General features: G+C 47.0%; 13 protein-coding genes. 2 read left to right on the top strand and 11 right to left on the bottom strand.

The window, feature by feature from the left end; translation table 11 throughout:
- Nucleotides 1-139: 139 nt before the first annotated feature.
- From HU147_RS16170 to HU147_RS16160, 3 genes are read right to left on the bottom strand one after another with little or no spacing between them, the layout of a single operon-like run.
- A complete protein-coding gene (locus tag HU147_RS16170; protein ID WP_224077185.1) occupies nucleotides 140-1,759 on the bottom strand; it encodes a glycoside hydrolase family 13 protein in 1,620 nt (539 codons plus the stop codon).
- A gap of 49 nt (nucleotides 1,760-1,808) precedes the next feature.
- Nucleotides 1,809-2,681 carry an ROK family protein gene (locus HU147_RS16165; protein WP_224077184.1) on the bottom strand — a complete coding sequence of 291 codons (873 nt, stop codon included), beginning with the start codon at nucleotides 2,679-2,681 and terminating at the stop codon, nucleotides 1,809-1,811.
- A 36-nt stretch (nucleotides 2,682-2,717) separates the two neighbouring features.
- Complete coding sequence (locus HU147_RS16160) at nucleotides 2,718-3,677, bottom strand: aldo/keto reductase (RefSeq protein ID WP_224077183.1); 960 nt, start codon at nucleotides 3,675-3,677, stop codon at nucleotides 2,718-2,720.
- Between the two features lie 173 nt (nucleotides 3,678-3,850).
- Between HU147_RS16160 and HU147_RS16155 the strand changes: the two genes are divergently transcribed.
- Both HU147_RS16155 and HU147_RS16150 read left to right on the top strand, forming a co-directional pair.
- The gene (locus tag HU147_RS16155) at nucleotides 3,851-4,567 is read left to right on the top strand and encodes an NAD-dependent deacylase (RefSeq protein ID WP_224077182.1); all 717 of its coding nucleotides are present in this window, start codon (nucleotides 3,851-3,853) and stop codon (nucleotides 4,565-4,567) included.
- 29 nt (nucleotides 4,568-4,596) lie between these two features.
- Nucleotides 4,597-5,520 carry a PhzF family phenazine biosynthesis protein gene (locus HU147_RS16150; protein WP_224077181.1) on the top strand — a complete coding sequence of 308 codons (924 nt, stop codon included), beginning with the start codon at nucleotides 4,597-4,599 and terminating at the stop codon, nucleotides 5,518-5,520.
- A gap of 47 nt (nucleotides 5,521-5,567) precedes the next feature.
- Here HU147_RS16150 and HU147_RS16145 read toward each other — a convergent pair whose 3' ends face one another.
- The 8 genes from HU147_RS16145 to HU147_RS16110 all read right to left on the bottom strand — a co-directional run bounded on the left by HU147_RS16145 (nucleotide 5,568) and on the right by HU147_RS16110 (nucleotide 14,341).
- On the bottom strand, nucleotides 5,568-7,346 hold the full coding sequence (locus tag HU147_RS16145) for a S9 family peptidase (protein WP_224077180.1): 1,779 nt from the start codon (nucleotides 7,344-7,346) through the stop codon (nucleotides 5,568-5,570).
- A 48-nt stretch (nucleotides 7,347-7,394) separates the two neighbouring features.
- Nucleotides 7,395-7,772: a DUF3899 domain-containing protein gene (locus HU147_RS16140; RefSeq protein ID WP_224077179.1), complete on the bottom strand. Its 378-nt coding sequence runs from the start codon at nucleotides 7,770-7,772 to the stop codon at nucleotides 7,395-7,397.
- A 117-nt stretch (nucleotides 7,773-7,889) separates the two neighbouring features.
- Nucleotides 7,890-9,521, bottom strand: coding sequence for a peptide ABC transporter substrate-binding protein (locus HU147_RS16135; RefSeq protein WP_224077178.1), 1,632 nt, complete (start codon nucleotides 9,519-9,521; stop codon nucleotides 7,890-7,892).
- Nucleotides 9,522-9,545: 24 nt separating this feature from the next.
- On the bottom strand, nucleotides 9,546-10,532 hold the full coding sequence (locus HU147_RS16130; protein ID WP_224077177.1) for an ABC transporter ATP-binding protein: 987 nt from the start codon (nucleotides 10,530-10,532) through the stop codon (nucleotides 9,546-9,548).
- Nucleotides 10,532-11,572 carry an ABC transporter ATP-binding protein gene (locus tag HU147_RS16125; RefSeq protein WP_224077176.1) on the bottom strand — a complete coding sequence of 347 codons (1,041 nt, stop codon included), beginning with the start codon at nucleotides 11,570-11,572 and terminating at the stop codon, nucleotides 10,532-10,534. The genes HU147_RS16130 and HU147_RS16125 overlap by 1 nt, the downstream gene beginning before the upstream one ends.
- An 11-nt stretch (nucleotides 11,573-11,583) precedes the next feature.
- Entirely contained in the window at nucleotides 11,584-12,525 is a 942-nt protein-coding gene (locus tag HU147_RS16120; protein WP_224077175.1) for an ABC transporter permease, read from the bottom strand.
- A gap of 3 nt (nucleotides 12,526-12,528) precedes the next feature.
- A complete protein-coding gene (locus HU147_RS16115; protein ID WP_224077174.1) occupies nucleotides 12,529-13,455 on the bottom strand; it encodes an ABC transporter permease in 927 nt (308 codons plus the stop codon).
- Nucleotides 13,456-13,492: 37 nt separating this feature from the next.
- Nucleotides 13,493-14,341, bottom strand: a complete 849-nt coding sequence (locus tag HU147_RS16110; RefSeq protein ID WP_224077173.1) for a M55 family metallopeptidase — start codon at nucleotides 14,339-14,341, stop codon at nucleotides 13,493-13,495.
- Nucleotides 14,342-14,402: the final 61 nt, after the last annotated feature.

Raw genomic sequence — 14,402 nt, 5'->3', positions numbered from 1 at the left:
TATGCGCTACTACAACGAAGACCGGATTCTCGAAAAATTAGGCTACCTGGCACCCAAGGAATTTGGGGCGCAAGCAGCCTAATAAAGGTGTTTTATATGTGTCTCAAATCGCTATGTCAGTCTATTCGGAAAGGTTTTTTTACTTTTTTAATTGATAAACCCGGGCTTCATACGGCCGCAAACTGTAAGGATCTTCCGCTCCATAATTACAAAGCAGCAGCACGGCCCCTTCCGGCGGCGACCAGGCGCAAAGTTCGTCTTTTAAATTTGATAGAATAAGCACTTTCTCTTTTTCGTCTTCCCGGGTATAAGCATAGACGCAAGCATACCAAGTCTTGAATAATTTATAGGTGCCGTAAACGAGCACTTCTTTCTCTTTTCGAAGAGCGATCATTTGTTTATATAAATTGAATACCGAGAAAGGATTTTGCCGCTGCGCTTCCACGTTCAACCACGTATAATTCGGATTTAAATCCAGCCACGGCTTTGAAGTCGAAAAGCCTCCATAACCTTCACCCTGCCACTGCATCGGTGTGCGTGAATGGTCGCGGCTGTTCATTTTAATCATTTTCATAATGGCTTCGTGCGCCATCCCTTCCGCTTTCTTATAACGGTAAAAATTCAAGGTCTTGACGTCATGATACAAAACAATATCTTCAAACGGCGCATTGGTCATGCCGATTTCCTGTCCCTGATAAATGAAAGGGGTGCCTTGCATGAAAAAATACATAAAGCCGACGGCCGTTGCGCTTTCACGCCAATAAACCTTATCATCCCCCCATGTCGAAACGATGCGCGACCGGTCGTGGTTTTCCACGTACAAAGCATTCCAGCTGATTCCTTGAGCCGCTTCCTGCCAGCGGGTTAAAACGCCTTTGAGGGCATCAACATTGACGCCGCACGGCTCGTCGGGCTTCCGCAGATACCAGGTTTCGAATTGGAACAGCATGTCCATAACGCCGTGTTTTTCACCGATCCATTCATCGATTTCGTCTGTGGTCACGCCATTCGCTTCGCCTACCGTCATTACATCATATCTTGCGAATGTTTCCTCCCGAAGTTCTTTCAGAAAATCGAGAATTCCTTCGACATCGGTCATTTTTTCCCAAGCTGGCACATAGCCCCGCCCTTTAGGATTCGGCATATTGGAATAGTCTTTTTTGATATGGCTGATAGCGTCCAGACGGAAACCATCCACGCCTTTATCGAGCCACCAATTGGTCATGTCATATAGCGCTCGCCGTAAATCAGGGTTTTCCCAATTCACGTCGGGCTGCTTTTCTGCATAAAGATGAAGGTAATATTGCCGGGTCGTTTCATCAAACGTCCAAGCGGGGCCGCTGAATATGCTTTCCCAATTGGTCGGCTCTTCCCGCCAGACATACCAGTCCCGCTTGGGGTTATCCAGTGAAGAGCGGGATTCAATGAACCAGGGATGTTCATCGCTTGTATGGTTCAGCACCAAATCCAGGATCAGCTTCATTCCCCGTTTATGCACCCCGTCCAACAAGCGGTCGAAATCATCCAGCGTTCCCATCTCTTCCATAATGTCCTGAAAGTCGCTGATATCGTAGCCATTGTCTATATTCGGTGATTTGTACATTGGACAAATCCAGATGACGTCGATTCCCAATTCGACCAAATAATCCAGCTTTTCCATAACGCCGTTCAAATCTCCGATGCCATCGCCATTGGAGTCTTTGAAACTGCGTGGATAGATCTGATAGACGACCGCTTCTTTCCACCACTTTTTCTTCATGGCCGACCCTCCTCACTTCTTTAGGACAAGTACCAGTGCCATCTACAATTTACTCACCATCTATCAATAATGCAGCTCCAAGGACCCCAGCTTCGTTGCCGAATTCGGCGACTTTTACAGACAGGGGATTTAAGAGCAGCGGCTCAAGCTGCTGCATGAACGGATCCCACCAAAGCGCAGCTGATTCTGAAACACCGCCGCCAATTACGACCATGTCCATATCAAAGATAGCTTGCAGCGAACTGATGCCTTGTGCCAGGTCTGCTGTATATTCCTGGACCAATTGCCGGGCTTTCGGGTCGCTCGCAGCTACTTCAAAAAGCTCCCGTGAATCGATGGCAAGGCCGGCTTCCTGGATGCGCCGATTCAATGCAGTCCCGGAAACATATTGTTCATAACATCCCCGGCGTCCGCAAGGACACAATACGCCATTTGGCTGCAAAATCATATGCCCGATTTCAGCAGCGCCTCCGTGCGGCCCCCCGCTCAACAGCTTGCCGTCCCAAATAATCCCGCCGCCGAGGCCGGTTCCAAGCGTTAAGCAGACAACACGATTTTTGCCTTTAGCTGCCCCTATTTTAGCTTCAGCCAAAGCCGCGCAATTCGCATCGTTGTCCACTTCAACCCGCTTTCCTGTCGCGCGTTCCAATTGTTCTTTCAAATCGGTCCCTGTCCAGCCTGGCAAAATGTCCGTTGCATAAATCACTTTCCCTTTAACCGGATCAACAAATCCATGTGTGCCGATGCCGATGGCGTCCACGTCACGATGAAGCGCGAGAATGCGCATGACTTGCTTTTCAAGATAAGGATACAGCGGTGTTTTAGTCGGAACCGTTTCGTCAAAGCTCAGTTCGCCTTCTTCGCCAACGATGGCCATCCTGATCTTTGTTCCCCCAATATCTACGCCTAATACCTTGTTCATTTTCTTCCTCTTTTCTTATTTGCTGAATTTATCTTATTACAATGCTTTAACAGCTCCCATTAATTCCTCCGGCCATTTCCAGTCGCTGATTGCCACGGCTTCTGTTACATGCTGCGGTTTGCTGGCGCCGATAATCGCCGAAGTGACCTCAGGCTGGTTTAAAATCCAAGCCAATGAAAACTGAGAAAGGTTCACTTTCTGCTCTTCAGCCATTTGCCGGTACTTCGACACTCTCTCAAAGTTTTGATCGGTAAAATACGATTGGATCAATTGCTCCCCTTTAGCCGCCCGGCTGTCTTCCGGCAAATCTGCTTTAGAGCTGTATTTTCCTGACAACATGCCGCGGGCCATCGGGCTATAAACCAGCAGTCCCATTTTCTCGGATTGGCAGAACGGAATCACTTCCTGTTCCAATTCCCGGGACAGCAAATTATATTGGGACTGGGAACTGATAAAATGTTCAAGGCGATGAAACGCACTAAGTCCGTTCGCTTTTGCCATTTGCCACGCGGCATAATTTGAACAGCCGATGTAGCGGACTTTCCCTTGCTTGACGAGCTCCGTCAAAGCGGAAAGAGTTTCTTCAAGCGGAGTGCGCCTGTCAAAACGGTGAACTTGGTACAAATCAATATAGTCCGTATTGAGGCGCTTCAGCGACTTTTCCACTTCCCGATGGATATGGAACTTGGATAATCCCGCATCATTGACATATTGTCCGACCGGCAATCCCACTTTGGTCGCCAGCACAATTTTATCCCTTTTGCCTTTTAAATGCCGGCCAATAATCTCCTCCGACTCGCCTGTCCCGTATTTGAACGCTTCATCCTGCCCTTTGCCGTAAAAGTTGGCTGTATCAATCAAGTTAATGCCCGCATCAATGGAACGGTCCAGGATTTCCGCGGAAGCGGCTTCATCAATCCACCTACCGAATGCCATTGTTCCAAGACTCAGATTGGAAATACGCAGACCCGATTTCCCTAGATTTGAATACTTCATGGAAGTCTTCCCACCTCTCTTTTCCTTCCGGAAACGCCTTTCTTTTTTTATTCGCTGCATGGCACAGGAATCCCTTCAATACCGCTTATTTTCAAGCATTCATAATAATAACAATTCCGCTTCGGATTCGATATACTGAAGTTAACAGAATTTTCTTTTAAGGAAGGTGTCCGATGATTAGCGAATGGCTTATTTCTTCTAAACATACTGTAGTGTTCACCGGAGCGGGCATGTCCACAGAAAGCGGTTTGCCCGATTTCCGCTCGGCCAACCAAGGGCTTTGGCAGCAAAAAGACCCCAGCCAAGTGGCCAGCGTTTCAGCTTTGAATAACAATGTCGAAGGATTTATCGAATTCTACCGCAAACGGGTGATTGGCGTAAATGAATACCATCCACACCGCGGGCATCGGCTGCTCGCAGAATGGGAAGAACGGGGACTGCTTCAAGCGATCATCACCCAAAATGTAGACGGCTTCCATCAACAAGCGGGCAGCAGCCGGGTCGCCGAACTGCATGGCACGCTGCAGACGGTCCATTGCAATTCCTGCGGCACCGTCTACAGCAGCGCGGAATTTGCAAATGGAACTTATGAGTGCACAGCCTGCGGCGGCCTCTTGCGCCCTTCAGTGGTGCTGTTCGGGGAAATGCTGCCGGAAGAAGCATTTAATTGGGCATTTGAAGAAGCTGCCCGCGCCGAATTGTTCATTGTCCTTGGTTCTTCGCTCACCGTCACCCCGGCCAACCAATTTCCACTTATCGCTAAAGAAAACGGCGCACGGCTCGTCATTGTCAACCAGGAAGAAACACCGCTCGACCAATACGCCGACGAAGTGATTCATGACCGGAAAATTGGCGAAGTGCTGGCGGAATGGGATGGGCTGCTGAAATAAAATCAAAAGTTAAAGAATGGAGGCAAGCTATGACAAGCTTAAACTATGAATTGATCGATGTGTTTACCAATAGCCCTTTTGGCGGCAATCAACTGGCGGTGTTCCACGATGAAATCGAATTACCGACCGAAACGATGCAAAAAATTGCCGGTGAACTGAATCTTTCCGAAACGGTGTTCATCCGCCCACCCAAAAATCCGGGCAATCAAAAAAGCCTTCGGATTTTCACTCCTAAAATGGAGTTGCCGATGGCCGGACACCCCACAGTCGGAGCTTCTTTCGTCCTGGCGGATAAAGGCCTGATTCCAACTGAATCCGGACAAAACCACTGGATTTTGGAAGAACAAGTCGGCGAAATTCCAGTGACTGTCTATAAAGAAGGAACGGCCATATCCAAAGTTGAAATGACGCAGCCGCTTCCGGTTTTCGGCAGCTTTTTCCAAAAGCCCGGCTTGGTTGCCGATTTGCTGTCGCTGTCTCCGAAAGATTTGGACCAGCGTTTTCCCATTCAATCCGTTTCATCAGGTGTCCCTTTTCTTTTCATCCCCGTCCGCACATTAGCGGCTATGCAAGACATCAATTTCCGCGTAGATATTTGGGAGCGGCAATTCAGCAAAAATCCGTATACGCAGCATATTTTCGCCTTCACTATGCAAACTGAGGAAAAGCAATCCACCGTCCACAGCCGCATGTTTGCCCCGGCAATGGGCATTCCGGAAGACCCGGCAACCGGTGCGGCAGGCGGACCACTTGGCGCTTACTTAGTGGAGCACGGGGTTATTCCTCCTTCGAAAGACGGCAAGTACATGATCCGCAATGAGCAGGGATTTGAAATCAATCGGCCCAGCTATATCGACGTCACCATCACCAAAAATGGCAGCCAAATCAGTGATGTGAAAATTGGCGGACAATCCGTCAGAATGGGCCATGGCCAAATTGTTCTTCGGGAATAACCTAAAACCCCCTTCCTGCTTGGAAATTCTGCAGAAAGGGGGTTCTTTTATAAATGTTTTTGCATAAATTCCACAATCATTGAGTTCATCTTGATGTGATTTTCTATTTTCTCAGTTTGATGCCCTTCGTCTTCAAAAATGACAAGTTCCACCGGTTTTCCTTGCTTCTGCAAGTCAGCTGTCAATTGTTCGGCTTCGCTCACCGGTACACGCGTATCGTTTCTTCCGTGGAAGACAAGAAGCGGGGCGGTGATTTTGGCTGTATGATTCAGCGGGGCAATTTCTTCGAAAAAGTCCGTATCGTCTTTTAATGAGCCGTATTCAAATTCACGCAAAGCGCGGCGCCAGGAACCGGTGTTTTCTAAAAACGACTTGAAGTGAGAGATCCCAACAATATCAACTCCAGCAGCCCAAACATTCGGGTAATGCGTTAAAGCAGCCAACACCATAAACCCTCCATAGCTCCGGCCCATGATTCCAATTCGACTTCTGTCCACTCCATGATTTTCCACTAGATCATTCGCCAATTCTTTTAGATCGGCAACAGAATCCATGCGTTTGCGGACATCATCCAATTTCACATAATTCCGGCCATATCCCATACTGCCCCGGACGTTCGGAGCCACTACCGCAAAACCGTTGGCCGCCAAGTATTGAATGACCGGATTGAATTCTGCACGGATTTGGTGTTCCGGACCGCCGTGCACGTAAATGACCACCGGCTGTGAATGCTCTTGCTTGCCGTACAGGAAATAAGGAACTTTCAGACCATCAAATGAAGCGAACGTACAAAGCTCCGGCTGCACCCAAAGATGCTGGACTTCTTTTTCTTCACCAACAAATGTCAGACGCTCTGAAGTGCCACTATCCAAAGACACTTTCCAGATATCCCCCGGAAAAATCGGGCTTTTAACGCCTAATACAAGTTCTTTTTCAGAAATCCAGGAAAGCGAATCAAATACGCCATTCGGGATTTCTTCTATTAAATGATGTGTTCTATTGTTCACGTCATATACACCCAGTTTAGAAAGTCCGCCTTCGTTCACCGTAAACGCCAGTTGGGAACCACCGGGTGAAAGTTTGATTTCTTCAATATCCCAATTTCCTATTGCCAGCAATTCTTCTGATTCAACCAGGTCCTGAAAATTAAATTGATGGATAGCCAGAGCATCTCGCCCTTTGTCCGAAACATAAAAGCCGCCTTGTCCATCTTTTCTGAGCTGCAAGGATTGAGTTCTTGCCAATGCATGTTCAGTGCCAATTTTGCTCAGTTTGGCGGTGTTCAAATCCAACACATAAAACGATTGGTCAATGTTGGTATCAGGCATATTCAGCACTAATTGGCTGCCGTCTTTTGTCCAGCAGATCGGCGTGCAATTGCCATCCATTTGAAAAACAACTTGTTCCGTTTTCGACGCTATATCCAGTACATATACGTCAAAATAACCCGGATGTCTGCGATTGGATGAAAACGCAATTTTCGTTTCATCCGGTGACCAGCCGCCGAAATGATGAAAATGCTCTTCGGAAATAACAAGCTCTTCTGTTTGCTTCTCTTCCAGTAAATAAAACTGCTGTTTCTCGTTTCCTTTCCGGTCCATCCCAATCACTGTTCTGTTGCCGGACGGTGCATGATACACAGACAAAACACGATCTGGAAGATCCGTCACTTGCTCAATCTGTCCGCCTCTCCATTGCCACACTTGCGGAATACCGGTTTTTTTTGATAAAAAGGTAAACGCCTGCTGATTTGGAATGACACTAGGCTGAGTTGCTCCGGTTACGTTCAAATAAGTAAGTAAAGTTTGGTCGGTAGAAGTCGTCATCCTTATTCCCCTTCGCTTTTGGTTTAATGATGAAAAAAACTACTCATTTCAATAAAAAACGAGTAGTCCAATCATTGATATACAAATAGAGGCTGCCGATGCGCTCGACATGAAAAGAAGCATCCAACCAGCAGTGGTTTGTTTGAATTGCTTTAAGCCTTCGTCTTCGGCAAAAAGTTGATCGGCTCTCTCAAGTGACCGCGATTTTGCCATCGGCATAAAAAACGGTCCCATTTTTTTAAATCCACTCATGAACAAATCCAGGAACCGGGTTTGCCAAATTTTAATGCTTGCCGTTAAAATAGCTGCACATAACCCAACCAGAAACGCCGTATTGATCCAATCCAAAAGCGGCAGGTCCAACAGCCATTTGTAAGCAATCCATAGAACAGCCATACAACTGGTCAATGCCATAAATCTTTTCATTTTCTCACCTCATAAAAATCGATAAAGTCCCGGCTTTTCGTTTGACCGCTAATTTAGCAGATATTCGGAGACGGGACTTTATCGCTTTAATTATTATTCCCATCAGGAATCAATTAGTTATTTTGTTTTTTCTGCCCACTTCAAGTACGGATAACGGTTTACATAGTATGCGATGTTTTCGTAATCCTGGCTCACCAAGTAAGTATTCTTATAGAAGTTGATCGGCATGAACGGCATATCCGTCATTAAGATTTCTTCTGCCTGGTGCAGCATCTCATAACGTTTGTCTGGATCTTGCTCTACTTTAGATGCAGCCATGATCGAATCGAATTCTTCATTGACCCATCCAGTGCGGTTGTTCGGGCTATCGCCCAAGTAGTAATCCAAGTTAACTACAGGATCAAGGAAGATACCGATCCAGCCCATGCGAGCCATTTGGAAGTTTCCTTGTTTCGTTGTATCCAAGTAAGTACCCCATTCCTGGTTAGCCAATTTCACATTGACACCAAGGTTGTTCGTGATCATTTCCTGTACTGCTTCTGCGATTTTCTTGTGGTTTTCGGCAGTGTTGTACATTAAAGTGACTTCAGGAAGAACATCCCAGCCTTCTTCAGCCATACCTTCTGCCAACAATTTTTTCGCTTCTTCAGCGTTTTCTTCGAAATAATCTCCGCCGACTTCACGGAAATCGCCTGCCGGTGTTTCTGCGCCTCCAGGAACCATTGCATATGCAGGCGTCTCTCCAGCTTTTGTTACATTATCCGTCAACGATTGACGGTCAACTGCCATAGCGAAAGCACGGCGGACTTTTGCATTTGTAAACGGCTCTTTTTCAACATTGAACATGTACATATAGGTTCCGTAGTAAGGAACTTCCTTATACTCCGCGTTTTCTTTCTCAGACTCAATAACGTCTGTCGGCAACGTCATCACTAGATCCAATTCGCCTGTTTTGAACATTTGATAATAAGTCGTTGCTTCGTTGACCAATTCAAATGTCACTTTTTCCATTTTCACTTCGTCTTTCGCATAATAATCATCATTTTTTTCGATGACGACATTGCTGTCATGCTGCCATTCCGTCATTTCAAATGGTCCGTTACTTACGTAAGTATCCGCTTCTGCTGCCCAGTTTTTATCAGCTTCAACCGCTTTTTGCTGAACCGGGTAGAATGTCCAAAGCGTCAAAAGGCTGTCAAAGTATCCAAGCGGTGCATTTAATTCAACTTCAAACGTCGTCTCATCAACTGCTGTGATTCCTACGTCTTCAACTGTGCCATTTCCTTTATTGTATTCTTCGGCGCCTTTAATGTAGTACATATAGAAAGCGAATGGGCTTCCTGTTTCCGGGTTCAAGACGCGTTCCCATGCATATTCAAAGTCGCTCGCTGTAACTGCCGACCCATCTGACCACTTCGCGTCTTCACGCAATTTGAAGGTGTAGGTTTTTCCATCTTCTGAAACTTGCACATCTTCAGCTGCCCCGAGAACCGGGTTGCCGTCTTTATCGCGTGTGTACAAGCCTTCAAAAATATGGTCTAATACCCATCCGGATGTCGTATCAGTGGCGATTGCCGGGTCAATTGCCGGAGGTTCTGACATGGCATTGACTACGATTTCCTGTTTGATGCTTGACGTGTCTCCCCCTTCTCCGCCTGATGAAGCTTCTTCTCCTCCGCCGCCGTAGCAGCCGGACAGTGCAGTTGATGTTGCCAGCAACACACTCATTGGAAATAACCATTTTTTCATCTTATTCTCCCCATTCTTGTTTTATTAGTATAAATGACAAGCAGTCCAGTGCTCGTCTTCTACTTCTTTCCATTGTGGTTCTTGTAATGCACAAATTTCCATAGCATGCGGGCATCGGGTCCGGAAACGGCAGCCGCTTGGCGGAGCCGATGGACTCGGCGGATCGCCAAGCAGGACGATGCGTTCCCGTTTAGCAGCTCTTGGATTCGCTTTTGGAATCGCCGACAGCAGCGCTTGTGTATACGGATGAAGCGGATTCGTGAACATATCGTCGCTGTTTGAGAGTTCCATCATTTTCCCTAAGTACATCACGCCGATGCGGTCACTGATATGCTTTACCATGCCAAGATCGTGGGCGATAAAGAGGTAGGTAAGCCCTTCACTTTCTTTCAGTTCTTCCATCAAGTTGATGACTTGCGCTTGAATGGAGACATCAAGTGCTGAAATCGGTTCATCTGCTACGATAAATTTCGGTTCGACCGCCAGGGCACGGGCAATCCCGATCCGCTGTCTTTGGCCGCCGCTGAATTCGTGCGGAAAGCGTTTTGCATGTTCGGGACGCAAGCCGACGCGTTCCAGCAATTCGTAAATGCGCGCTGTACGCTCTTTCCCTTTAAACAGTTTGTAAGCATCAATGCCTTCGGCAACAATATCACCGACGCGCATTCTAGGATTTAGTGAAGCCTGCGGATCCTGGAAGATGATCTGCATTTCTTTGTTAACGTCTTTTTTCGCTTGTCCATCAAGTTGGGTCACATTCTGGCCGTTGTAGATAATGTCTCCCCCAGTCGGGTTCTGTAAGCCGACAATCGTCTTTCCTAAAGTCGACTTGCCGCTTCCGCTTTCCCCTACCAGGCCAAAGGTTTCTCCTCTTCTAATGGAGATGGAGATGTCATCAACCGACTTGATGGTGACGTCTTTTTTGATATTGAAGTATTTCTTTAAAGAATGGACTTCAAGAAGGTGATCGGTTGTCCGATCTTTTTCTGTTTCCTGTATTTTCTCCACCATTATTCACCACTCCCTACTACAGCCGCTTGTTGTGCTTCCGGCGCAAAGGCATGTTCAATCTTTGGCGCACGCGAATCATTCAGCCAGCATTTCGCATGATGCCCTTCGCCGATTTCAAAGGCACCTGGCATTTCTTCTACACAAATATCCATGGCAAATTTACAGCGCGGAGCGAATGGACAGCCTTTCGGCGGAGCAAACAAATCCGGTGGGGAACCTTCGATTGGAATCAACTGCTTTTTCTCCGGCCCTTCTACGTTCGGAATCGAATTCAGTAATCCCCATGTGTATGGATGTTTTGGATTTTCAAACAAATCAAACACACTTCCGCTCTCGACCATCATGCCGCCGTACATGACAATGACACGCTGGGCTGTTTCTGCTACGACGCCCAGATCATGAGTAATTAATATGATCGCGGTATCCGTTTTTTTCTGGATGTCCTTCATCAATTCGAGCACTTGTGCCTGAATGGTTACATCCAGTGCTGTCGTTGGTTCGTCCGCTATCAACAATTCCGGATTGCAGGCCAGGGCAATCGCAATCATGGCCCGCTGCCGCATTCCGCCGCTGAATTCATGCGGATACTGGTTATAACGTTCTTCCGGATTCGGAATTCCCACCAGCTTGATCATTTCGACCGCTTTTGTTTTCGCTTCTTGTTTTGAGACTTTCTGATGGGCAATAATGCCTTCTGCAATTTGCTTGCCAACCACCATCGTCGGGTTTAACGAAGTCATCGGATCCTGAAAAATCATGCCGATTTTAGAACCTTTCACTTTGCGCATTTCCCGTTTCGACATGCCCAGCAATTCTTTTCCCTGGAACTGGATGCTGCCGCCTTTGATAATACCGGGCGGTGTCGGGATCAATCCCATAATGGTTTGCACGGTGACACTTTTGCCGCTGCCACTTTCCCCGACAATTGCCACTACTTCTCCTTTATCGACATGGAAGGATACGTCACGGACTGCTTTAACTTCACCGCCGTACGTTTTAAAATTCACTTCCAGATTATTTACTTCTAATAAACGGCTCATCGTTTTACCTCCTACTTGCGGGCTCGTGGATCGAGTGCATCCTGTATTCCGTCACCAAGCGCGTTAAATGCAAACATCGTCAATGCAATCATGAATCCTGGGAAGAACAATCTCCACCATTGGCCGCTTAAAATAACACCAAGCGAATCATTGGCCATCGTTCCCCAACTGGCAAACGGCGCCTGGACACCAAGGCCGAGGAAGCTTAAGAAGGCTTCCGCAAAAATTGCTGTCGGGATGGTGAACGTTAAGTTAATGATGATGATGCCCATTGTATTGGGCAGTAAATGTTTTGTAATGATTTTCGAATGGGATGTACCAAGCTTTTCTGCAGCCATGACATATTCCTGGGATTTCAGCTGCAGCACCTGCCCTCTGATAATACGGGCCATCCCGACCCACCCTGTGATGGAAAGGGCGATGATGATAGTCGTGATTCCAGGTTCCATAACGACCATCAGAAGGATAACGACCAAAAGGTAAGGAATGCCGTAGAGGACTTCAACTATACGCATCAGGACGTTATCTACCCGGTCTCCAAGTTTGCCGCGGCCGGCCATATACCCCGAAACACCGCCGACAACTACACCCAGGATTAAATCAATAAATGCAGCGACAAAACCGATAGTCAAGGAAACCCGTGCGCCTTGCCAAGTCCGGGCCCACATGTCACGCCCTAAATCATCGGTACCAAACCAATGGGCACTTGAAGGCGCCTGATTGGAATTGGTCAATTCCTGCTGGGAAGCGCTGTACGGAACCATCGCGGGTCCGAATAGCGCCAAAAAGATGATGATGACTAAAAGCCCGAGGCCTAATAACGCCAGCTTATTTTTTAAAATCCCAATGAATGTTTCTTTCCAAATTCCAAGGCTCGGACGCTCAATTACATCTGTCTGTTGTCTGGCCGGATCAATCGGCCGGAACAAAGTATCGTTCGTTGCTTTTACCACCGGTTAATCCCCCTTACTGTTCAACTTGATTCGAGGATCAATAAATCGGTACGAAATATCAATCAAGAATAAAGTGACAACTAATATTGCACTAAAGAATACGGTAGTCCCCATGATAACCGGATAGTCCCGATTGAAAATACTGTCTACAAAGTATTTCCCGATCCCTGGAACTGCAAAGATCTTTTCAATGACGAACGTACCCGTGATCAGTGAAACAAACAAAGGCCCAATAAAGGATACGACCGGCAGAATAGCATTCCGGATGCCATGGCTCAAAACAATTTTGAAAGATGATAGGCCTTTGGCATCGGCTGTTTTAATGTAGTTCTGATTCATGACTTCCAGCATGCTGGAGCGCATAAAACGTGCTACTACGGCAAGCGGTGTAACTGCCAGCGCAATGGTCGGCAGGACTGAATGCTGGAACGTTCCCCAAGAGGCAACCGGAAGAATGCCCCACTTCACCGCAAAGAAATTAATGAGCAAAGGTGCCAGGATAAAGCTTGGAACCGAGATTCCGACTATCGCAAAAATCATTGCTGCATAGTCGAGAAGTTTGTTGTGGTTCAATGCTGCGATAATTCCGAGCAAAAGTCCGAAAAACAAAGCAACAAGTATTGCCTGAATTCCAAGTGTTGCAGAAGCAGGGAACCCTGCGGCCAATATGTCATTGACCGTTCTCGTTTCCGATTGAATGGAAGGCCCTAAATCGAACCGAAGCAAATCGCCTATGTACATGGCGTATTGGATTGGAATCGGTTCATCTAAATTGTATTTGGCCCTCATATTTTCGACGACTTCTTCAGGCAGGACATCCGCATCTGAAGCAAACGGATCTCCTGGAATCATTTTCATGATTAAAAAAGTCAACGAAGCAATAACCCAAATCGTTACCAGCATCGTTAGAAATCGTTTAACAATGTACATGACTTGTTTACACCACCGTTCAAATTATTGAAATTCTTTATGCATTGACGCTGCCTAAAACCCCGTTCGTTGCTGTTATGGCGATAATGACGCAGCCCCACATATGTTTATAAGCTGTCACCATGTCATCGCATGTAAAGCGGATGCTTTTCGGTCCGGTCAACTCGACGCTTGGTATGGTCGTTGTCATCATGGCTTGCTGTGAACCTTTAAACTGAATCTCAAACGTGACAGGACCTTCCAAGACTACTGGTTTTTGATCCGCTGCATTTTTGACAGCCGTTTCTGCTTTTTCGCGAATGATGTCCTGCGCCAGTTCGGGATGAAGCAATTCTGCTGCAAACCGGTCTACTGCACGTTTCGTCACCGCCGCCTCCACACTCGGCAATGTCTCTTGTACTTCTTGAACATATGCATCGTCTCCGCTGATAAAGAGCGGCGGCACACCGAAAGCCCCTGCTACATACGTATTCATTTCTGTTTCTCCAACGATGCGGCCGTTGATTTTCATCTCATTGACGCAAATTCCAGCCAGCGTATGGCTAATGACCGCTCGTTCCGATCCGCCTTCCCGGCCATGATGGCCGACGAACAAAATGCCGTCAAACGAATCATCCAAGCCTTCAAGCTGGCACATCACACGGTTGCTTCCTGATACTAACCGTGCCCGCTTGTCCAGTTCTTCAATAATGATGTTCGACATATTGCCATGGCCATCTGCCACCACGATTTCTTTCGCTCCCCCATTGAAAGCCCCTTCAATGGCTGCATTAACATCTGCTGTCATCAGCTTGCGGAAACGCTGATATTCAGAAGGTGTTTTTAGCTGTTGGTTGGTCGCGACACCTGAAATTCCTTCCATGTCCGCTGAGATAAAAAATTTCATTATAAATTTCCCCCTGTCTGTTAGACAACTAATTATTGAAACACCTTTTAGGCGCAACATT

The organism is Planococcus chinensis, from assembly GCF_020071995.1.
Classification (GTDB): Bacteria; Bacillota; Bacilli; order Bacillales_A; family Planococcaceae; genus Planococcus; species Planococcus chinensis_A.
Note: the sequence above shows the minus strand (reverse complement) of the source record. Positions and strands in the feature narration are given on the sequence as shown.

Bases quoted from the DNA above. Each gene is read 5' to 3' on its own strand.
- HU147_RS16125 (WP_224077176.1), bottom strand. From the start codon at position 11,572: ATGAGCCGTTTATTAGAAGTAAATAATCTGGAAGTGAATTTTAAAACG.
- HU147_RS16150 (WP_224077181.1), top strand. From the start codon at position 4,597: ATGACAAGCTTAAACTATGAATTGATCGATGTGTTTACCAATAGCCCT.
- HU147_RS16145 (WP_224077180.1), bottom strand. From the start codon at position 7,346: ATGACGACTTCTACCGACCAAACTTTACTTACTTATTTGAACGTAACC.
- HU147_RS16110 (WP_224077173.1), bottom strand. From the start codon at position 14,341: ATGAAATTTTTTATCTCAGCGGACATGGAAGGAATTTCAGGTGTCGCG.
- HU147_RS16160 (WP_224077183.1), bottom strand. From the start codon at position 3,677: ATGAAGTATTCAAATCTAGGGAAATCGGGTCTGCGTATTTCCAATCTG.
- HU147_RS16140 (WP_224077179.1), bottom strand. From the start codon at position 7,772: ATGAAAAGATTTATGGCATTGACCAGTTGTATGGCTGTTCTATGGATT.
- HU147_RS16115 (WP_224077174.1), bottom strand. From the start codon at position 13,455: ATGTACATTGTTAAACGATTTCTAACGATGCTGGTAACGATTTGGGTT.
- HU147_RS16130 (WP_224077177.1), bottom strand. From the start codon at position 10,532: ATGGTGGAGAAAATACAGGAAACAGAAAAAGATCGGACAACCGATCAC.
- HU147_RS16165 (WP_224077184.1), bottom strand. From the start codon at position 2,681: ATGAACAAGGTATTAGGCGTAGATATTGGGGGAACAAAGATCAGGATG.
- HU147_RS16155 (WP_224077182.1), top strand. From the start codon at position 3,851: ATGATTAGCGAATGGCTTATTTCTTCTAAACATACTGTAGTGTTCACC.
- HU147_RS16135 (WP_224077178.1), bottom strand. From the start codon at position 9,521: ATGAAAAAATGGTTATTTCCAATGAGTGTGTTGCTGGCAACATCAACT.
- HU147_RS16170 (WP_224077185.1), bottom strand. From the start codon at position 1,759: ATGAAGAAAAAGTGGTGGAAAGAAGCGGTCGTCTATCAGATCTATCCA.